The sequence below is a fragment of the Gloeobacter violaceus PCC 7421 genome (genome assembly GCF_000011385.1).
Classification (GTDB): domain Bacteria; phylum Cyanobacteriota; class Cyanobacteriia; order Gloeobacterales; family Gloeobacteraceae; genus Gloeobacter; species Gloeobacter violaceus.
The window spans coordinates 3,602,007-3,619,071 of the sequence record NC_005125.1; the positions used below are offsets into that span (position 1 = coordinate 3,602,007).

General features: G+C 61.1%; 25 protein-coding genes and 1 pseudogene. 14 read left to right on the top strand and 12 right to left on the bottom strand.

The features are described from left to right. Window positions 1-11: 11 nt before the first annotated feature. The 5 genes from GLL_RS23505 (at window position 12) to GLL_RS17545 (ending at window position 2,038) form a co-directional block, all read left to right on the top strand. The gene (locus GLL_RS23505) at window positions 12-143 is read left to right on the top strand and encodes a hypothetical protein (protein ID WP_269446160.1); all 132 of its coding nucleotides are present in this window, start codon (window positions 12-14) and stop codon (window positions 141-143) included. A gap of 205 nt (window positions 144-348) precedes the next feature. Beyond that, on the top strand, window positions 349-603 hold the full coding sequence (locus GLL_RS17530) for a DUF6888 family protein (protein WP_164928408.1): 255 nt from the start codon (window positions 349-351) through the stop codon (window positions 601-603). Continuing rightward, a complete protein-coding gene (locus GLL_RS17535) occupies window positions 584-781 on the top strand; it encodes a DUF6887 family protein (RefSeq protein ID WP_011143388.1) in 198 nt (65 codons plus the stop codon). Before GLL_RS17530 ends, GLL_RS17535 begins: the two co-directional genes overlap by 20 nt. A 130-nt stretch (window positions 782-911) precedes the next feature. After that, complete coding sequence (locus GLL_RS17540; RefSeq protein ID WP_011143389.1) at window positions 912-1,106, top strand: hypothetical protein; 195 nt, start codon at window positions 912-914, stop codon at window positions 1,104-1,106. Window positions 1,107-1,159: 53 nt separating this feature from the next. Beyond that, window positions 1,160-2,038: a dienelactone hydrolase family protein gene (locus GLL_RS17545; protein ID WP_011143390.1), complete on the top strand. Its 879-nt coding sequence runs from the start codon at window positions 1,160-1,162 to the stop codon at window positions 2,036-2,038. Between the two features lie 337 nt (window positions 2,039-2,375). Here the strand turns inward: GLL_RS17545 and GLL_RS17550 are convergent, their stop codons facing one another. Next, the gene (locus GLL_RS17550; RefSeq protein ID WP_011143391.1) at window positions 2,376-2,795 is read right to left on the bottom strand and encodes a glyoxalase/bleomycin resistance/dioxygenase family protein; all 420 of its coding nucleotides are present in this window, start codon (window positions 2,793-2,795) and stop codon (window positions 2,376-2,378) included. On the opposite strand from GLL_RS17550, the gene GLL_RS17555 reads away from it, so the two are divergent. After that, the gene (locus tag GLL_RS17555) at window positions 2,785-3,258 is read left to right on the top strand and encodes a GNAT family N-acetyltransferase (RefSeq protein ID WP_011143392.1); all 474 of its coding nucleotides are present in this window, start codon (window positions 2,785-2,787) and stop codon (window positions 3,256-3,258) included. The genes GLL_RS17550 and GLL_RS17555 overlap by 11 nt on opposite strands. On the opposite strand, the gene GLL_RS17560 is transcribed toward GLL_RS17555, so the two are convergent. The 5 genes from GLL_RS17560 to GLL_RS17580 are packed head-to-tail and all read right to left on the bottom strand — an operon-like array spanning window position 3,235 to window position 6,865. Continuing rightward, window positions 3,235-3,786, bottom strand: a complete 552-nt coding sequence (locus GLL_RS17560; RefSeq protein ID WP_011143393.1) for a metal-binding protein — start codon at window positions 3,784-3,786, stop codon at window positions 3,235-3,237. The two genes, GLL_RS17555 and GLL_RS17560, sit on opposite strands and share 24 nt — an antisense overlap. Window positions 3,787-3,788: 2 nt before the next feature. Then, complete coding sequence (locus GLL_RS17565; protein ID WP_164929279.1) at window positions 3,789-4,214, bottom strand: nucleoside 2-deoxyribosyltransferase; 426 nt, start codon at window positions 4,212-4,214, stop codon at window positions 3,789-3,791. A gap of 1 nt (window position 4,215) precedes the next feature. Then, window positions 4,216-5,775 carry a TonB family protein gene (locus GLL_RS17570; protein ID WP_011143395.1) on the bottom strand — a complete coding sequence of 520 codons (1,560 nt, stop codon included), beginning with the start codon at window positions 5,773-5,775 and terminating at the stop codon, window positions 4,216-4,218. A gap of 37 nt (window positions 5,776-5,812) precedes the next feature. Beyond that, window positions 5,813-6,667 carry a bifunctional DNA-formamidopyrimidine glycosylase/DNA-(apurinic or apyrimidinic site) lyase gene (gene mutM, locus GLL_RS17575; protein ID WP_011143396.1) on the bottom strand — a complete coding sequence of 285 codons (855 nt, stop codon included), beginning with the start codon at window positions 6,665-6,667 and terminating at the stop codon, window positions 5,813-5,815. Continuing rightward, entirely contained in the window at window positions 6,668-6,865 is a 198-nt protein-coding gene (locus GLL_RS17580; protein ID WP_011143397.1) for a photosystem I reaction center subunit IV, read from the bottom strand. A 161-nt stretch (window positions 6,866-7,026) separates the two neighbouring features. On the opposite strand from GLL_RS17580, the pseudogene GLL_RS23510 reads away from it, so the two are divergent. From GLL_RS23510 to GLL_RS17590, 3 genes and pseudogenes are all read left to right on the top strand, one after another. Next, window positions 7,027-7,245 (top strand): annotated as a pseudogene (locus tag GLL_RS23510) (Uma2 family endonuclease); the annotation flags it as partial. A gap of 22 nt (window positions 7,246-7,267) precedes the next feature. Further along, complete coding sequence (locus GLL_RS23515; RefSeq protein ID WP_269446161.1) at window positions 7,268-7,570, top strand: Uma2 family endonuclease; 303 nt, start codon at window positions 7,268-7,270, stop codon at window positions 7,568-7,570. Window positions 7,571-7,631: 61 nt separating this feature from the next. Next, window positions 7,632-8,108 (top strand): GNAT family N-acetyltransferase, encoded by a 477-nt coding sequence (locus GLL_RS17590; RefSeq protein WP_011143400.1) that lies wholly within the window; start codon window positions 7,632-7,634, stop codon window positions 8,106-8,108. Between the two features lie 102 nt (window positions 8,109-8,210). On the opposite strand, the gene moeB is transcribed toward GLL_RS17590, so the two are convergent. The 5 genes from moeB to recA form a co-directional block, all read right to left on the bottom strand. Further along, window positions 8,211-9,398: a molybdopterin-synthase adenylyltransferase MoeB gene (gene moeB, locus GLL_RS17595; RefSeq protein ID WP_011143401.1), complete on the bottom strand. Its 1,188-nt coding sequence runs from the start codon at window positions 9,396-9,398 to the stop codon at window positions 8,211-8,213. Window positions 9,399-9,400: 2 nt separating this feature from the next. Next, the gene (locus tag GLL_RS17600; protein WP_011143402.1) at window positions 9,401-9,679 is read right to left on the bottom strand and encodes a MoaD/ThiS family protein; all 279 of its coding nucleotides are present in this window, start codon (window positions 9,677-9,679) and stop codon (window positions 9,401-9,403) included. A gap of 4 nt (window positions 9,680-9,683) precedes the next feature. Continuing rightward, window positions 9,684-10,145: a Mov34/MPN/PAD-1 family protein gene (locus GLL_RS17605; RefSeq protein ID WP_011143403.1), complete on the bottom strand. Its 462-nt coding sequence runs from the start codon at window positions 10,143-10,145 to the stop codon at window positions 9,684-9,686. A 112-nt stretch (window positions 10,146-10,257) separates the two neighbouring features. Beyond that, on the bottom strand, window positions 10,258-10,554 hold the full coding sequence (locus tag GLL_RS17610) for a hypothetical protein (RefSeq protein WP_164929280.1): 297 nt from the start codon (window positions 10,552-10,554) through the stop codon (window positions 10,258-10,260). 109 nt (window positions 10,555-10,663) lie between these two features. Next, window positions 10,664-11,773: a recombinase RecA gene (gene recA / locus GLL_RS17615; RefSeq protein WP_011143405.1), complete on the bottom strand. Its 1,110-nt coding sequence runs from the start codon at window positions 11,771-11,773 to the stop codon at window positions 10,664-10,666. A gap of 256 nt (window positions 11,774-12,029) precedes the next feature. On the opposite strand from recA, the gene leuC reads away from it, so the two are divergent. From leuC to GLL_RS17630, 3 genes are all read left to right on the top strand, one after another. Beyond that, window positions 12,030-13,451 carry a 3-isopropylmalate dehydratase large subunit gene (gene leuC / locus GLL_RS17620; protein WP_011143406.1) on the top strand — a complete coding sequence of 474 codons (1,422 nt, stop codon included), beginning with the start codon at window positions 12,030-12,032 and terminating at the stop codon, window positions 13,449-13,451. Further along, window positions 13,448-14,068, top strand: a complete 621-nt coding sequence (leuD, locus tag GLL_RS17625) for a 3-isopropylmalate dehydratase small subunit (protein ID WP_011143407.1) — start codon at window positions 13,448-13,450, stop codon at window positions 14,066-14,068. Before leuC ends, leuD begins: the two co-directional genes overlap by 4 nt. Before the next feature lie 360 nt (window positions 14,069-14,428). Next, the gene (locus GLL_RS17630) at window positions 14,429-14,791 is read left to right on the top strand and encodes a DoxX family protein (RefSeq protein WP_197530034.1); all 363 of its coding nucleotides are present in this window, start codon (window positions 14,429-14,431) and stop codon (window positions 14,789-14,791) included. 210 nt (window positions 14,792-15,001) lie between these two features. Here GLL_RS17630 and GLL_RS17635 read toward each other — a convergent pair whose 3' ends face one another. After that, entirely contained in the window at window positions 15,002-15,241 is a 240-nt protein-coding gene (locus tag GLL_RS17635) for a DUF1816 domain-containing protein (protein WP_164929282.1), read from the bottom strand. 684 nt (window positions 15,242-15,925) lie between these two features. Here GLL_RS17635 and GLL_RS17640 point away from each other — a divergent pair. Both GLL_RS17640 and GLL_RS17645 read left to right on the top strand, forming a co-directional pair. Continuing rightward, the gene (locus GLL_RS17640; protein ID WP_164929283.1) at window positions 15,926-16,546 is read left to right on the top strand and encodes a hypothetical protein; all 621 of its coding nucleotides are present in this window, start codon (window positions 15,926-15,928) and stop codon (window positions 16,544-16,546) included. Between the two features lie 170 nt (window positions 16,547-16,716). Beyond that, window positions 16,717-17,001, top strand: coding sequence for a hypothetical protein (locus GLL_RS17645; protein WP_164929284.1), 285 nt, complete (start codon window positions 16,717-16,719; stop codon window positions 16,999-17,001). Window positions 17,002-17,065: the final 64 nt, after the last annotated feature.

The window sequence follows — 17,065 nt, forward strand, 5'->3', positions numbered from 1 at the left end:
GAGAATCGTGCGTGTTCACCCTCGAGGCATTGGAGCGAACCCCCTATGTCTGGGGAATTGAGATGGAGGCCAAACGCGAAACGCTACTGCAGCTGATGCAACTGTCCATCGTGGCGCTCAATGCACCGGATTCGAGAGAATAAATCAATAATTCCGGGATACAATGATTCTGTCTAGTGAGGACGACGATGCCCCGCGGTGCCAGTCCGGATTCCCTGCGCAACCTCCGCCCGCGCTCTCGGCTCTATGGCGAGTTGAAGAAGACTCGGGAGGTCTCGGTCACCGAGACTGGCTGGCAGGGTGTACGCGCCCTGGCCGCCTCCCTGGACATATCCGTGTCGGAGTTGCTTGAACGGCTCGGCCGCGATCGACGGCTCCTCGACGGTGATGACGGCGCCGTCGAGGTTGGTGCAGATGACGCCTGAGCAGGCGGTTGCCGCTTTGACCGCTTGTGTCAACTTGACAGCCATGTATCTACCCATCTACCTGGTGCGCATCGATGAGCGCACGGGCAAAGTTTTCATCCTCGCCGGAGACGACTTTCAGGTGTTGGTGGATCGCAACGGCGAACTGGAGTATCCCAATGAGCCAGACGAGTTTTGAACAGATGACCACTGCCCAACTGCGCGCATACGTGCTTGAGCACCGCGAGGATGAAGTAGCCTTCCATGTCTACATGGATCGCCTTTACGCCGCACCCAAGACGGCGAGCTTCCCCGCAGGCGGTGACATGCGGGCACAGATCGAAGAGGTGCTCCGCCGCCGGCGCGGTGAGCACTAGTACCCGCAAGAAGACTACGCCCGATCGAAATCTTCCGGCGTCGCGTTCTAAGCAGCTCGCAATCAACAGCGCCAATTCTTTAGACTTACTCCGGTGTTAGACTAAATCTTGACTTGTAGGGAGACAGTCGATGACCGTCGAGCAGAAAGTGCGCGAGCGCCTGGCTGCGCTTGGGGTGAGCAATCCGAGCGTGGAAGTGGAGGAAGAGTTTTTGGTGAAGATCGTGTTGCCTGCGGACAGCACAGCCGATCTGCGCCAGATCCAGAGCGAGATGAACGCCCTGGATGTCTGCGTGACCCGCCTGGTCAAAGCAGGCGAAGCCTGATGTCCTCCTCCGGACTCTGGTAGGATTCCGGAGTTGCTCTCGGAGACCCCGCCATGGATTCGGATTTGCTCAGTTTGCTGCCCCGGGTGGAGGCGATCGACCGCCGCACGTTCATCGTGACCACCCTGGCGGCAGGTTTTGCCCTGGCGGTCTTGCCGGTGGGAGCGGCGACCATCAACACCGACACCACCGGACTGACCGCCGGGGAAGTGAAAATCCCGGTCAAAGACGGCGAGATTCCCGCCTACCGGGCGATGCCCGCCACCGGCAACAACCTGCCGGTGGTCCTAGTCGTGCAGGAAATTTTTGGCGTCCACGAGCACATCAAAGATGTCTGCCGCCGCTTCGCCAAACTCGGCTACTTCGCCATCGCCCCGGAACTGTACGCCCGCCAGGGGGACGTCTCCAAGATCCAGGAAGTCCAGAAAGTCATCGAAGTGGTGAACAAAGTGCCCGACGCCCAGGTGCTCTCCGACCTCGACGCCGCCGTCGCCTATGCCGCCGGGACCGGGCGGGTGAACGCCGAGAAATTGGCGGTCACCGGTTTTTGCTGGGGCGGGCGAATCACCTGGCTGTACGCGGCCCACAACCCAAAAATCAAAGCGGGAGGAGCCTGGTACGGCCGTCTGGTGGGCCAATCTAGTCCCAATACTCCGACCTACCCGGTCGATGTCGCCCCCAAGATCAAAGGGGCGGTCCTAGGCCTTTACGGCGGCCAGGATCAGGGCATCCCCGTCTCCACCGTCGAGCAGATGCGCAAGGTACTCAAAGCATCGGGCAATCCTTCGGAGATCATCATCTACGAACAGGCCCCCCACGGCTTCCACGCCGACTACCGCCCAAGCTACCGCCCGGAGGCGGCCCAGGACGCCTGGCAGAAACTGCTCGCCTGGTTCAAAAAGCATGGGGTTGCGCAGCAGGTGTCGGGGTAAAATCGCTGCTTGTCCAGGTTTCCGGCTATCCTTCTGGGCGCAGCGACTTACCCAGGACTGTGCCGCAGTCGACACACGTCGTGCAGGCCCTGGAAGAGTAAGCCCATCCCACCCACCAATTCTCATGCCCACCGTGCCTTTAAGTCCGGGGGGGTGTCGGGGGGGTGGCACGCCCCTCGACGCGGGGAGGCTGGAGAGCGCGAGAGGGGAACCCGAAGGGGGTTCCGCCTCTCGCTCCACAGACTCTCGTGCACAGCCAACAGCAGGTGTCAGGCTAAAAACCATTGCCCGCCATCGCGGTTTCCAGCCAGCCTTGCCTTGGCAACTGAAAGCCGCTCTAAACGCTCCCCTCGGGGATCAAGCAATAAAACGAGCAGCGGTGCCCGTCGGGATCGTGCAAGTTGAGGGCAACCTCCCGCGCCCCCAGAGCCGCGTAGGTAAATTCCCGGCGCTCAAAAGCGATCCCTTGGGTGCCAAAACGCTTCGCCAACGCCTCTAGAACCCGCTCGTCCAGAAGTTTCCAGCCAAAGCGCACCGGCAAAACCCGCCCTCTCAACAGCAACAGCAGTTCCAGGCCAAAGACGTCAAACAGCACATACCCGGCTTCGCTGCCCACCTGTGCCCGCCTATTCAGCATCCGCTCATAAAACGCCTGGGAGCGCGCCAGATCCGCAGCGCCAAGCTCGATGTGAACCGCCCGGACGGCCATGGCAAAATCGTCTGGCTGTGCTTCGTCGGAGGTCTTCGTGTCTTTCACCGTCGCTCCCGTCCGCTGGCAGGACCACCAGCAAGCACTTTACTACGTGCGCCGGGTGGTCTTTATCGAAGAGCAAAACGTTCCGCCTGAGATCGAAATCGACGAGTGGGACACTCTGAGCGTCCACGCCCTGGCCTGCGACGCCGAAGGAAGCCCCATCGGCTGCGGCCGACTCCTCCCGGACGGGCACCTCGGACGGATGGCGGTGCTCGCCGCCTGGCGCAGCCGGGGGGTGGGAAAGGCTCTACTCGAGTGCCTGCTTTCCCTGGCACAGGCCGCAGGGATGGAAGCCGTAGAACTGAGCGCCCAAGTGCACGCCCAGCCCTTCTACGAAAAATTCGGCTTCAAAGCTTTCGGCGAAATCTACGACGAGGCGGGCATCCCGCACCGGGCGATGCGGCGGGTGCTGCCGCGGGATACTCGCCGCCATCAGCAGATCTCAACGCAGGAGCCGAGGACCTGACATCTGCACTCGGCGGCGCCTGCGGCGGCCCACCAGCCGCTTCCAGGCGCTGCCCGTCCAATCGCTGAGGCTGTGGCTCATCGCCCCCAACTCCAGACCCACCAGCCCCCAAATCAAAGTGGAAATGTTGGCGCCACACCACAGCGACACGGTCTGCCAGGCGGCCTGCCAATCGATGCTCACCCCCGCCAGCCGCTCGAACACCAGGGCTCCCGGCACCCCCAAACTGACCGCCACGATCGCCAGATACAGGAGCCTGCCCAGGGTGCCCACCAGCGGCCCGTGGGAAAAAAGCGAGCGGTGCGGGGCAACACGCCGATAGGGCAGCCAGATCCAGCGCAGCAACCCCCAGCGGCGGTACTGAACGGAATGGGTGTCAAGATCGCCTCCGAACATCAACCCTGCGAACAGATAGGCGCACGCCGCACCCAGGGCGGCCTCAAAAGCACCGCTCACCAGCCAGACAGCAGCACCGGCGGCAGGCACGCTCCACCAGGTGATCCGGTCGTGGGTGCGGCCCAGGGGCATCCTCAGCCCCCGTTCGGATAGTCGGCCTCGAACTTCGCCACCAGCTCGTCGATGCTTGCAAGCAACTGCCGGGCAGCCCCCCGCAGCATCAGATTCGGATAGAGCGCCCGGTCGGGATAGCCGTAGGCCATCTCGCTGCGCAGGGCATAGACGGGTTTGGAGCGGGCGTAGGCGTAGCCCACCTCGAAGGCCGTTCCCGAGTCGGCGTCGGCTCCCGAAAGATTGGCTACCACGACGGCGCTGGCGTCGATGCCCGCCACGCAGCGCGCGAAGACTTCCTCCGCCCCGGCGTCAGCGGGAATTTCCGCCTGCGGCAAAAAGACCCGCCCCAGGGGGGCGAGTCTTGCGGCCAGTTCGGCCTGGTAGGCCTGCTCGTATGCGTTAAAGAGTGGTCCTGCCACATAGAAGCGGTAGGCCGGCTCGCTCACCCTAGAATCCCCGCCCGCCGATGTCGCCACCGAAGACGTTGATGTCGAAGGTGAACTGAATTTCGATGCGGTCGCCTTTGTAGGCGGCGGGTAAGGGACCAAACGGAGCCGCGCGCTGCACTGCCTCCATCGCCGACTCGTCGGAGGAGCGCGAGCCGGAGGAGCGGCCGACGCGCAGGTTCATGATTTGCCCGTTGCGCGAGATGGTAAACAGCAGCACCGTGCGCCGGGAGTTGCCCGCCTCAGGAGCGATCCAGTTGCGCTTGACCTTGCGCTGCAAAGCGGCCATGTAGGGGCCAAAATCGACATCCTGGGCGGCGTCGATGCCCGAGCCGTCGCCGTCGCGCCCGGGATTGAGCGTGCCGCTCTCGCCCAGGCCGCCGTTGCCGCCGCTGCCGCGGCTGGCGCTCAGGGGACCGCCCAGGGCCGAGGCGGGCGCCAGGGAAGATCCCGAGGTGGCACTGGAGCGCGAGGCACGGCGCTTGGGAGCCGGGGCGGGCGGAGCGGGCTCCGGGGTCGTCTCCTGGGGAAGCGGGGCCAGCTCCGGGCTGGTCTCTTTAGGCGGCTCCTCGATCTTGGGCAGCACCGCCTCCGGCGAGGGCGGCGGGGCGGCCTTCGGCTTAGGAGCCGGGGTGGGCTTGGGCTGCTCCGGCCGGGGAGTCGGTTGCTCGGCCCGGGGCGGGGGCGGGGTGGGTCGAGGACGCGGCTGCGGGGTGGGCCGGGCCTGCGGGGCACCCTTCACCCCCGCGTCGGTGGGCAGTTGGCGGTTGCGCTTTTTGGCGACGGAGTTGGCGTTGGATTTGGGAGCGTTGGGCGGTGGTTTGACCTTATCGGTCGGGTCGGTGAGCGTAAATTCCATCGACGGTGCCGGTGGTTCGGGCGGCGTCAGCTCCGGGAATTTGATATTGAGCGCTTCGAAGAGCAGCGGAATGATGATTGCTAGCACCGCCGCCGCCACGGCCACCAGCAGGTGAATAAACAAAGACGAAACAATCGCCGGGTAGAGATTGGCGCTGGTGCGGCGCGGATCGGCAATCATGCGGGTGTTGGCGAATTTGTCCGGCAGACCCTGCTTTTCGCCGTCCAGGCTTGCGAAGATAAACGCGAGCACCAGCAAAAAGCCGCTGGCCAGCAGGCCAAAGAGCACCGAGTCGAACACATAGCCGACAAAAAGGGCACCCCCCAAAATCAAATAGCTGATCAGGTGCCGCTTGAGCAGCGTGCCGAGGTTCAGGTCGCTGTCGTCGGCGCTCACCATGCGGATGCCCACCAACCGCTGACCCACCGTCTGGCCCTTGTGGCTGAGCGGCCAGATGAGGTAGTTGCCCAGGGCGAGGATGGCGTAGAGCCCCAGGGTGCCCAGGGCGAGCGCGGCCCCGTCCGGCCCCGCCCCAAACAGCGACAGCAGAGCGCCGAACACCTGGGCGAGGGTAAAAGCCACGAGCAGCAACAGCGCCTGATCGAGAATCAGGGCGCAGAATCGATACCACAGGCTTGCTAGGGGCTTGAGCACCTGCAGCCTGGCAGTCGATCGGGTCCGGGTCAGAAGATTGGCTGTCATAACGGCATGGCTGGAGCAGAATTCCCCGTGTTGAGCTTTATTGTACTGATTGCTGGGCGCGCTGGCAGGTGGGGCAGAAGTGGGTCGAGCGGCCCGCCAGCCGGATGCGCTCGATCGGGGTATTGCACACGCGGCAGGGTTGGCCTTTGCGTCCATACACCCAGGCAGTGCCGGCGTAGTTGCCGTTGATGCCCTGGGCGTCGGTATAGTTGCGCAACGTCGCGCCCCGCTGCGCGATGCCCGCTTCGAGCACCTTGACTACGGCTCGATGCAGCCGTTCGAGGGCAGCCGCATCGAGCCCGCCTACGGGCAGGGCAGGATGGATGCCACTGCTGAAGAGGGCCTCATCGGCATAAATGTTCCCTACTCCCGCCACCAGTTGCTGATCGAGTAGGGCGCTTTTGACCGGCTGGTTGCGCCCCGCAAAGCGCCCCGCCAGGTATGGGCCGTCGAACATCTCAGCAAAAGGCTCGGGACCGAGCCGGGTGAGCCCACCCATCACCCGCTCCGGGGGCACCCCCACCGGAATCAGCCAGAGCCGACCGAAGACGCGCATGTCCTCAAAGCGCAGTTCGTGACCGCTCGCCATGGGTATCCGGACTCTGGTATGGGGTTCAAGGGGAGCTTCGCCACAGCGCCAGAGCAACCTGCCCGACATGCGCAGGTGCACTCCCAGGGCCGCCCCGCGCGCGAAGTAGAGCAGCAGGTACTTGCCGCGCCGAAGCATCCTGTCGCTGAAGATCTGGCCTTGCATCTGTTCAATAAAAATCGCCGGATCGGCGGGGTAACCCACCGAATCGCTGCGCAAAACCTCCACGCCCACCACCCGTTCGCCGGGCAGGTGGATGAGGAGGTCGCGGCGCAGTGTCTCGACTTCGGGCAATTCGGGCACTTAGGCTTCGACTTCTTCCAGTTCGCTGACGCCAAAGTTGTTGGTGTTGATCCCCGAGTAATTGACCTTCTCGAAGCGGACCGTCACCGGGTAGATCGTCTTTTCGCTCTTGTCGACCGACGCGACCGTACCCACCTCCCGATACCAGTAGGACTCCTTGCGCAGGATACGGACTTTGGCACCTCTTTCAATGGCCATAGCGTTCGCCTTTCTCACATACGGGTGTGCGCCGTGTTCACATTACCGCGAAGGCCCGAAACCACCGGGCCATCCTTTACACAATGCAACGATTGGCGCGTTTTCCCATCGGCAGGCGGGCACGCTAAGGTAGGGTTCTCACCCCAGCCGAGTGGCCGTCTATGGGGCTCACTGTCGCCGATGTCGAGAAGCTGCATCAGCTCTACCCGGATCACCGGATCGAACTGGACAACGGGACGATCACCATCGTGAGCCCATCGGATTTTGTCGCCGGGGCGGTAGGGGCAGAATTTTCCGCCCAGCTGCGCAACTGGGTCAAGCCTCGCCGCCTAGGCTTCATCGCCGATGCGAGCGCCGGTTATCAGCCCCCCGACGAGGGCTTGACCGCCCCGGACGTGTCCTTTGTCAGCCGCGACCGTCTGCGGCAAGCCCCCAGAAGCTACGCCCCGGTTGGTGCCCAATCTGGTGATCGAAATCAAATCGATCACCGACCGCCTCAAAGCGCTGGAGGACAAACTGGAGCGCTACCTTGCCCTTGGAGCCGAAGCAGCCATCCTGGTCGATCCCGACCGGCAAACGCTCACCATTTTGCTTCCAGGCCACAGCCCGCGAACGCTGCTCAACGGCGAAGTGCTCACCCTGCCGCAACTGTTGCCGGGTTGGGAGCTAGAAGTCAGCTCCCTGTGGCCGGAAGACCTGGGCTAGGCTTTCAAGAACACCCTCGCTGCCTGGGAACCTGCGGCGTTCAGTAGAGTTCATAGAGAAAATGCGCATTGAACCTTTCAACGCCCATCAACTTGAGGCAGTCATTCGTCTTTCGCTTCGGGCATGGGCTCCGGTTTTTGATTCGATTCAAAAAGTGATGGACCATGACGTCTACCAGAATTTCTATCCTGATTGGCGTGTGAGCCAGCGAAAGGCTGTCGAGGATGTCTGCAGCACAGAGGACACAAATGTATGGGTTGCGATCGACGCTGGTTCAACCGTGGGCTTTGTAGCCGTGAAACTCCACTCGGAAGACAGCATGGGTGAAGTCTATATGGTCGCTGTCGATCCCGACTTTCAAGGTCAAGGCATTGGCACTGCTCTGATGGAATTCGCTCTTAATTGGCTCAAAGATGCTGGGATGTCCGTTGCTATGGTTGAGACCGGTGGCGATCCCGGTCATGCCCCAGCACGTCGCACCTATGAAAAGCTGGGCTTCGGGCTATTGCCAATCGCTAGATACTTTAAAAAGCTCTAGCTATGCGTAGCCCATGTCCTGCTCTTGAGCTTCGTAGGCGAGCTCATCGAGCACGGACTTGCGCTCCTGAATCGATGGCGGTTTTGCAGGCCATGACATCTTCTATACCTTGGGCACGCTTGGATCGACCTCGTCGGACCAGGCGTGGATGCCGCCTTTGAGGTTGGTGCCTTCAATGCCGACCGACTGCAGAATTTGCAGGGCCTTGGCTGAACGCATGCCGCTCCTGCAGTGGAGCACCAGTTCGGAGCCGTTGATTAGAGAACGCACCTTCTCGATGCCCGGTCCCTGCTCGATTTCCGGCAGCGGCACCAGCGTAGTGCCGGGGATGCGGGCGGCGGCAAATTCGTCGGGGTTGCGCACGTCGACGACGACGACGTCCTTACCGGCGTCCAGCATTTGCTTCAGTGCGGTCGCGGTGATTTCTTTCATGGTTGCTTTGGCCTTTTCTTCTTCGGCGCGGGCCTGGGGGATGCCGCAGAATTCCTCGTAGTCGATGAGCGATGTGACCGTCGGGTGATCCCCGCACACCGGGCACTCGGGGTTCCTGCGCAGCTTCAGCTCGCGGAACTTCATGTTGAGGGCGTCGTAGAGCATCAGGCGGCCCTTGAGGGTGGTGCCGATGCCCAGGATGATCTTGACCGCCTCGGTGGCCTGGATGACACCGATCACCCCCGGTAAGATCCCCAGGACGCCGCCTTCGGCACAACTGGGCACCAGGCCCGGCGGCGGCGGCTCCGGGTAGAGGCAGCGGTAGCAGGGGCCGTCCTCGTAGTGGAAGACAGTCGATTGGCCCTCGAAGCGGAAGATCGAGCCGTAGACGTTCGGTTTGCCCAGCAGAACGCAAGCGTCGTTGACCAGATAGCGGGTCGGAAAATTGTCGGTGCCGTCGATGATCAAGTCGTAATCGCGGCAAATGTCGAGGGCGTTTTCGCTCGAAAGGCGCACCGGCCAGCGGTCGATTTGCAGGTGCGGGTTGATCTCTTGGAGGCGGTCGGTGGCCGAATCGATTTTGGGCTTGCCGATCCAGGAGGTGCCGTGGATGATCTGGCGCTGGAGGTTGCTCGCATCGACCACGTCAAAATCCACCAGACCGATGCGGCCGATACCGGCGGCGGCCAGGTACATCGTGAGTGGTGCCCCTAGACCGCCGGTACCCACACACAGCACCGAGGCGGCTTTGAGCTTCTTCTGGCCCTCCAGACCCACCTCCGGCAAGATCAAGTGGCGGGAGTAGCGCTCCAGTTCGTCTCTCGAGAGTTCGATCGTCGTCGTATCGGGGTTGAGCATGGCTAGAGTCCTCCAGCGATCGAAGGCACGATGCTGATGACGTCGGTCGGTTGGACGGCCGTACCCTGCTGCTGCAAGTGGCGGATGTCTTCGTCGTTGACGTAGACGTTCACGAAATTGCGCAGCTTGCCGTCTTCGCCGTACAGATGCTTTTTGAGTTCGCTGTAGCGGCCGGTTAGATCGTCGAGTATCTCGCCGACGCTGCCGCCCTCCAGCTCCAGGCTCTCCTGGTCGCCCGTGTAGCGGCGCAAAGGAGCCGGGATCAACACTTTCACTGCCATTTATCTAGACCTCCGTGGTCTGATGAACCGTTTCAAGCTGGAACTGGCGCTCGTCATCGAGCGTCCAACTGGTCAAATCGGCCGCCTGACCATTTTGCACCGAAACAATGAGGTAGGAGTAGACCGGCCAGGCGTTGCCCCGATCGAACTCCGAAGGCCGCGCCGGGTGATCGGGGTGGGAGTGGTAGGTGCCGATCACCTCCCACCCCTGCGAGCGCGCCGCGCGCTCGCCGGACCGGTAATCGTCGGGGGTGATCAAAAACCGACGCTCCTCACCTTCGCCGTCCCCCAGGCCAAACTCCCCCGCCCCTTCCCAAGTGTTCTCCACCGGATATACAGAACAGAGGATCTTCTCACCATCGGGCTCGAAGCGCCCCAGAAGTAGACCACAGCATTCGCGCGGGTACGTGCGCTCGCCATGGGCGCGGATTGCCCCCAATTGCGCCTCGTTGACCGTCAGGGTCATCGCCTTAACCCACCAAATCTATCGGGATACAGATCTATTCTGACACACCGACAAATCAAATCCAGGCTCACCCCATAGAGGGTGACCCAGAGCAGTAAGGGCAACCATTGCGCTAGTAATGTCCGGCCATTCGCTGCGGTTCGCCGAGCCATTCGCTGAAGGGCCGGTGGGCGCTCAACTGGCGCATGCGGCGGGCCAGATCCCGTAGCGCCGTAGCCTCGTCGACCCCTTCGCGCTCCATCTGCAGGCGCACGTCGAGGGCCTTGAGATAGTCGCCGACCGTGTCGAGCAGTTGGGTCTGGCTATCGGGAGGGGCCTCGAAGTAGTGCTCTTCGATCTGGTGGATGAGGCGTTCTAGTTCCGCGGTGCTGAAGGTTGCCGCCAGCTTTTTGATGAAGTTGATGTTCATTTGTGCAACCACCCTACATCCCTAATCCTACTGGTACCGGGCTTCGGGGTGCCCGGATGATGTGTTTTCTTAGGGATCGGACAAGCCCCGGCTCAGGCCGGGACGCCCCCTAGACTTCTTCGTCGCCCAGATCGTCGTCGCCCTCGTCCGGAGCAGCCACAGCAGCGGCCGGAACGGCGGCACCGCTCGCGATCTTCTCGCGCACCTTGATCTCGATCTCCTGGGCCTGGGCGGCATTCTCCTCAAGGAGCGCCAGCACGTTCTCGCGGCCTTGGCCGAGCCGCTCGCTGCCGTAGGAGTACCAGGCGCCCTTGCGCTCGACGATCTCCATCTCGACGGCCAGATCGAGGATGCAGCCCAGCGAGGAGATGCCCTTGCCGAAGATGATGTCGAACTCGGCTTTGCGGAACGGCGGGGCGACCTTGTTTTTGACCACCTTGACCCGCACGCGGTTGCCGTACTCGTCCTGGCCTTTTTTGAGGGTCTCGGCCTTGCGGATATCCAGGCGCACCGAGGCGTAGAACTTGAGGGCATTGCCGCCGGTGGTGGTCTCGGGGTTGCCGTACATCACGCCAATTTTGGAGCGCAGCTGGTTGAGGAAAATCACCATGCAGCCGGTCTTGCCGATGTTGCCTGTGATCTTGCGCAAAGCCTGGCTCATCAGCCGCGCCTGCAGACCGACGTGGGCGTCGCCCATCTCGCCTTCGATCTCGGCGCGCGGCACCAGGGCGGCCACCGAGTCGATGACGATGACGTCGATGGCGGCCGAGCGTACCAGCTGATCGACGATCTCCATAGCCATCTCGCCGGTGTCGGGCTGGGAGATGATGAGATCATCTACATTGACGCCCAGCACCTTGGCGTAGGCCGGATCGAGGGCGTGCTCGGCGTCCACGAAGGCCGCCACACCGCCGGTTTTTTGGATCTCGGCGATGGCATGCAAAGCCAGCGTCGTCTTGCCCGAGGACTCAGGACCATAAATTTCGATGACCCGACCTCTGGGCAGACCGCCTCCCAGGGCCAGATCGAGGGTGATGGCGCCGCTCGGCACCGTCTCCACCCGAATGCGCGTGTTCTCGCCCAGGCGCATGATTGCCCCTTCGCCGAAGTTGCGCTTGATCTGGGTGAGCACCATCTTGAGCGCTTTTTGCTTTTGGGCTTCGTCGGCGGTACCGGCCGCGGGGGCGGCCTTTTTGGAATCGTCTGTGGTGCGGGCCATGGTCGTCTCCGGCGCATCAGAAGAAAGGTCGATCGATTCCCGCGCCGAGGACCGAGTGCCGTTGGTACCGTTTTTGGTCATCAAAATAGCTCCCAGATTCTAACACCGATGCTAAGCAGGCCCAGGTTCGACCCGCCGCGAGAAGTGGACCAACGTCCACAACCATAGCACACAAGTGTGCGGCGCCGCCCGTGTTTTTTGCTTTTTTCGGTTTTTGCACTTTTCGCTACAATAGCGGGGCAGTATCGGGACTCCCATGGCCGTCAGCCGCGCAACGCTTTTTGACAAAGTCTGGGATCTGCACACGGTGGGCACTCTGGCCTCCGGTCAGACCCAGCTTTTTATCGGACTGCACCTGATTCATGAGGTGACCAGTCCCCAGGCCTTTGCGATGTTGCGCGAGCGAGGTTTGGGGGTGCTCTATGCGGAACGGACAGTGGCGACAGTAGACCACATCGTGCCCACCCAGAGCCAGCAGCGGCCTTTTGCCGACACGCTGGCCGAGCAGATGATCCGCGCCCTCGAAGATAACTGTGCCGAATTCGGCATTCGCTTTTACAACATCGGTTCGGGTTCCCAGGGCATCGTGCACGTCATCGCCCCCGAGCAGGGGTTCACCCAGCCGGGCATGACCATCGCCTGCGGCGACAGCCATACCGCCACCCACGGCGCTTTCGGCGCCATCGCCTTCGGCATCGGCACCAGCCAGGTGCGCGACGTGCTCGCCACCCAGACGCTCGCCCTAGACAAGCTCAAAGTGCGCCGCATCGAGATGAACGGCAGCCTGCACCCGGGGGTGTTTGCCAAGGATGTGATTTTGCACATCATCCGCAAGCTCGGTGTCAAAGCCGGGGTGGGCTATGCCTACGAATTTGCCGGCACCACCTTCGAGGCGATGAATATGGAAGAGCGGATGACCGTCTGCAATATGGCCATCGAGGGCGGTGCCCGCTGCGGCTACATCAACCCCGACGCCGTCACCTACGCCTACCTCAAAGGCCGCGACTTCGCCCCCCAGGGCGCCGACTGGGAGCGGGCGGTCGCCTGGTGGGAGAACCTGCGCTCCGACCCCGACGCCCAGTACGACGACACCATACACTTCGATGCCGCCGAGATTGCCCCCACCGTCACCTGGGGCATCACCCCGGGTCAGGGGATTGCCGTCGACGAGATCGTTCCCCGGCCGGAGGAACTCCCCGGCGAAGATCGGCCTCTGGCGGAAGAAGCTTATCGCTACATGGATCTGGCCCCAGGGGTGCCCATCGTCGGCACCAAGGTCGATGTCTGCTTCATCGGCAGCTGCACCAACGGACGTCTGAGCGATCTGCGCGAAGCAGCCAATCTCGCCCGGGGCCGGCATGTCGCCCCGGGCGTCAAAGCTTTCGTCGTCCCCGGCTCCGAGCGCGTCAAGCGGCAGGCTGAAGCCGAGGGTCTGCACGAAGTCTTTTTAGAAGCCGGTTTCGAGTGGCGCGAGCCCGGCTGTTCGATGTGCCTGGCGATGAACCCCGACCGGCTCGAAGGCCGCCAACTGAGCGCCTCCTCCTCCAACCGCAACTTCAAGGGTCGCCAGGGCTCAGCCTCCGGCCGCACGCTGCTGATGAGCCCGGCGATGGTGGTGGCCGCTGCCGTGAGCGGTGCGGTCGCCGACGTTCGCGCCCTATTGGAGCCCACCCCATGAGCCGCATCGTCAGTATCGAAGGCCGGGCCATGCCGCTACCGGGCCACGACATCGACACCGACCGGATCATCCCGGCGCGTTTTTTGCGCTGCGTCACCTTCGATGGTCTGGGCGAAGCGGTCTTTGCCGACGACCGCCGCCAGAGCGGGCAGCACCCCTTCGACGCGCCCCACCATCAGGGGGCGCGCATTCTGGTGGTCGGCCGGAACTTCGGCTGCGGCTCCAGCCGCGAGCACGCCCCCCAGGCCCTTGCCAAGTGGGGCATCCGGGCCATCGTGGGCGAGAGCTATGCGGAGATTTTCTTCGGCAACTGTGTCGCCATCGGCCTTCCCTGCGCAACCGCTCGGCAGGCGCACATCGAGCACCTGCACACAGCCGTTGCCGAGGATCCGCAGATCCCCCTCACCCTCGACCTCGAAGCCCTCGAAGTGCGCCTGCCGCAGTCGCGCGTGCCCGTAGAGATGCCTGCGGGGGCACACCGGATGTTTCTGGCCGGCACCTGGGATGCCACCGGTCAATTGCGCGCGGGCCTGGCCGCCATTCGAGAGATTGCCGGGCGCTTGCCCTATGTGGATTGGGGATCCCCCCCCGGCTCTTCCCTTGGCAAGGCGGGATAGCTGAGCGGGCGCGGGCGGGATTGGGGAGCCTGTTAAAGCACCCTGCAGCGCAACAAGACCGGCAAAGGAGTCAGCGGGATTTACCTGCAAGCATCCTGGGTGTCGGCAAACCCAGCGCCGCAGTACTGCTGGCCGGAATCGGGTCGCCGGCGTCTTGCTCCTTTATCTAGGCTGTCCGGAGCGTTTCTCAAGGGGTACACGGGCCTTCCTCTTCAGAAATCGCCCCACCCCCGAAAATTGATGCCCTCTCTATCTACCCCGATTCTGCTATGACTCCAGGGTGTTTACAGCTAGCCTGTGAACAGCACACCATCATTGCGAAAAGCCTTGGACCGTTACAAGTTCCTTCTGCGAGTGTTGATGAGCGCGTTTGTGATTGTCGCAGGCACTCTGCACTTTCTCATCCCGGCACCATTTATCAAAATCGTGCCCGACTACCTGCCTGCCCACGCATTGCTCGTCTACGTGAGCGGTTTTTTTGAGATCCTGGGCGGCATCGGTCTGCTGATCCCGCCCTTTCGTCGAGCGGCTGCCTGGGGACTCGTCGCTCTGTTCATCGCCGTTTTTCCTGCCAATATCAATATGGCCGTCAACGATATCGTCCTGGACGGAATCCCTCACATTCCACTGCTGTACTGGCTGAGACTACCCTTTCAGGCAGTACTCATCGCCTGGGCCTGGTGGCTGAGCCGTCCCGAACCCAATCCTGCTGCAATCACCTAGAGCGGTTTTCAGTTTGATGGACAACGGCAGGCAGGCTGAAAACCCGGGTGGGCAAAGGTTTTCAGCCTAAAACCTGCCCTAGACCGCTTGCGTCATTCGGGCAACCTGACGACCATCGGCGTTATGAGTTTTAGTATTTAGCCTTGCGGATAAAATGCTTACTGCTCATCTCTCCTTTCTCAGTAATATTTCGAATTTGAGGGTCTTCGCTCAAACTACCCCAGCCTGGGAGACGGTATGGCCGAAGAGACATTCTTGCTGGAGCAACTTTTGGCCGACTATCTGCCATCCCTCGGAGGCGAGGTCGGGCGCGTGCCTGTCGACCGAGTCCGCCGCTTCCTCTGCACTGTCGAAAGGACCGAATTCGTACAAACCCTGGGGGTCGACGAGAACCGCCAGGAAGCCCACGTTTGCCCGGTGGGTAGTAATGGTCCAATGTTTGTATTTCATGGAGTTACACAGTTGGTGTTTTCGGTTGAGAATGCCGACAATCGATCTGACTGTTTCTGCCAGGATGCGGTCAGGCGTTGCGCTTGACCCAATCTTGATTCGGTTGAAAGGGGATGCAAGTCGTGCGTGCGAATCGCTGCAAGCGGTGGGGCGCAGCCTCGCAAGGACTGCGCCAGGGAACGACGACAGCCGCAAAGAAGGTTGTTCAAGCATTGCTTAAGATTTAGCAACCAGCCGTCTTCAATTGACCGAACGGCAAAACTCGAAATGTTGCTGGTCAACATCGAGTTTCCTGGCGACATTTAGACCTGTAAATTGTCTGCTTCCGGCCGCCAGAGTTCGCGAACTCCGGCCGCTTGTACCCTCGCTTGAAGTGCGGAATAGTTCAACCAAGTTGCCCGAGAAAAATACAAGGGCTAGAGCTTGGTCTCCTTGTGCAAGTGCCTTTGACGAGCGGCTCGGGAATTACAAATTCGAAGGGCTGCTGAAAGTATGACGAATTCACTCACACATAACACTTGACAGAGCCACTTACTACAAGAGGAGTACTATGTAGATGGACTTCCAGAAATTACGCGGGGTGCGTCACTTAAGAAGTCTTTAGAAAGCCGGTACCTTTTCAAAATACGGACATGTATTACGCGCCGATTTGGCGCAATGTAGCTTACAGATGCTGGGGTTCCTATGGATGATATTCTCACATTGGCTGCTGAAGCAGACAAGGTAGACTCGCCACGCACTGCTGAATTGGCTTCGCTTCGCGAAGACTATCTAGAACAAAAGCTTGTTGAACTAATGAACTTGCACAAGCCTCAAAAGCGTAGTGGGCCTGTATGCTACTTGAGCAAAAAACTTGAATCAGCTTCAATAAAGGCAGGCCAACCCAAACAAAAATCCCAAGAGAACACGCAGCACAAAGGTGTGAGCCAATACGGTGTATCGTCTGACACTTGGGTTGGCCATGAAGAACGCAGGGTGATGGCCTACTTGCGCAGAGAAGAATTGGCTGCGGTCATAGCAAATAGAGCACAATCCGCCCAGGCTATTGAAGAAGAGAAACATACTCAGAAGGACGGCAGAGAGTCACTAAAAGACAAGGTTTCAAGAACATGCCGTATGTCGACCTACAAAGCAACGCTGGTAGAGCTGGCGAAAATATACGGTCCTGAGCCTGTGCCGGCCGCGCTATTGCCTCCTGTACCCGATGAACTGGTTCTGGTCGACGAGCGGCAAAAGCAGCACGACTTCAGGGCCAAGTTTGGGATACCGGACCCCAGACCGCTAAATAAGCCCAAGCTTCACTAATAGACAGAAGATTGCAGCTTTGGAGAACCGAGGCAGCCCAGCTAGAAGATAACTTGCATTCCTTGCTACTGTCGGGACTGGGTTAGACATCGCGCTTGAGCCAAGTCCTGGCAGGAATAGTCAGAATCGATTATCGGTATTCTCAAAAGAAAACACCAACTGTGCACTCCATGAAATACAAAGATTGGACCATCACTACCCAGCGGGCAAACGTAGGCTTCTTGGCAATTCTCGTCGACCCCGACGGCAAGGAACTCGACGAACCATATATTTGCCTGCCAAGTCCCGAGTCGGCCGAATATTATGCACAAAGGCTCATCAACTGGTACATCACGCTCGAACAGCAACGCCGGACTGTAAAACGTTCTGTGCCCACTACGACTCGGCTCCTAAACACCCGGCTCAGTCCTTCAGGTCGACTTCAGTTATCCAATCGCGTGATGGGCACTACCTAAGCAGATGTGCAACACTCGGATATTGATGACCTCCGATGACCTGGGTGCAAGAAGAGCATTGCCG

Bases quoted from the DNA above. Each gene is read 5' to 3' on its own strand.
- moeB (WP_011143401.1), bottom strand. From the start codon at position 9,398: ATGCTCAACCCCGATACGACGACGATCGAACTCTCGAGAGACGAACTG.
- GLL_RS17580 (WP_011143397.1), bottom strand. From the start codon at position 6,865: ATGGCCATTGAAAGAGGTGCCAAAGTCCGTATCCTGCGCAAGGAGTCC.
- GLL_RS17535 (WP_011143388.1), top strand. From the start codon at position 584: ATGAGCCAGACGAGTTTTGAACAGATGACCACTGCCCAACTGCGCGCA.
- GLL_RS17560 (WP_011143393.1), bottom strand. From the start codon at position 3,786: ATGCCCCTGGGCCGCACCCACGACCGGATCACCTGGTGGAGCGTGCCT.
- GLL_RS17590 (WP_011143400.1), top strand. From the start codon at position 7,632: ATGCGCATTGAACCTTTCAACGCCCATCAACTTGAGGCAGTCATTCGT.
- GLL_RS17630 (WP_197530034.1), top strand. From the start codon at position 14,429: ATGAGCGCGTTTGTGATTGTCGCAGGCACTCTGCACTTTCTCATCCCG.
- leuC (WP_011143406.1), top strand. From the start codon at position 12,030: ATGGCCGTCAGCCGCGCAACGCTTTTTGACAAAGTCTGGGATCTGCAC.
- GLL_RS17645 (WP_164929284.1), top strand. From the start codon at position 16,717: ATGAAATACAAAGATTGGACCATCACTACCCAGCGGGCAAACGTAGGC.
- GLL_RS17570 (WP_011143395.1), bottom strand. From the start codon at position 5,775: ATGACAGCCAATCTTCTGACCCGGACCCGATCGACTGCCAGGCTGCAG.
- GLL_RS17635 (WP_164929282.1), bottom strand. From the start codon at position 15,241: ATGAAATACAAACATTGGACCATTACTACCCACCGGGCAAACGTGGGC.
- GLL_RS17610 (WP_164929280.1), bottom strand. From the start codon at position 10,554: ATGAACATCAACTTCATCAAAAAGCTGGCGGCAACCTTCAGCACCGCG.
- GLL_RS17640 (WP_164929283.1), top strand. From the start codon at position 15,926: ATGGATGATATTCTCACATTGGCTGCTGAAGCAGACAAGGTAGACTCG.
- recA (WP_011143405.1), bottom strand. From the start codon at position 11,773: ATGGCCCGCACCACAGACGATTCCAAAAAGGCCGCCCCCGCGGCCGGT.
- GLL_RS17545 (WP_011143390.1), top strand. From the start codon at position 1,160: ATGGATTCGGATTTGCTCAGTTTGCTGCCCCGGGTGGAGGCGATCGAC.
- GLL_RS17600 (WP_011143402.1), bottom strand. From the start codon at position 9,679: ATGGCAGTGAAAGTGTTGATCCCGGCTCCTTTGCGCCGCTACACGGGC.
- GLL_RS17605 (WP_011143403.1), bottom strand. From the start codon at position 10,145: ATGACCCTGACGGTCAACGAGGCGCAATTGGGGGCAATCCGCGCCCAT.
- leuD (WP_011143407.1), top strand. From the start codon at position 13,448: ATGAGCCGCATCGTCAGTATCGAAGGCCGGGCCATGCCGCTACCGGGC.
- GLL_RS17540 (WP_011143389.1), top strand. From the start codon at position 912: ATGACCGTCGAGCAGAAAGTGCGCGAGCGCCTGGCTGCGCTTGGGGTG.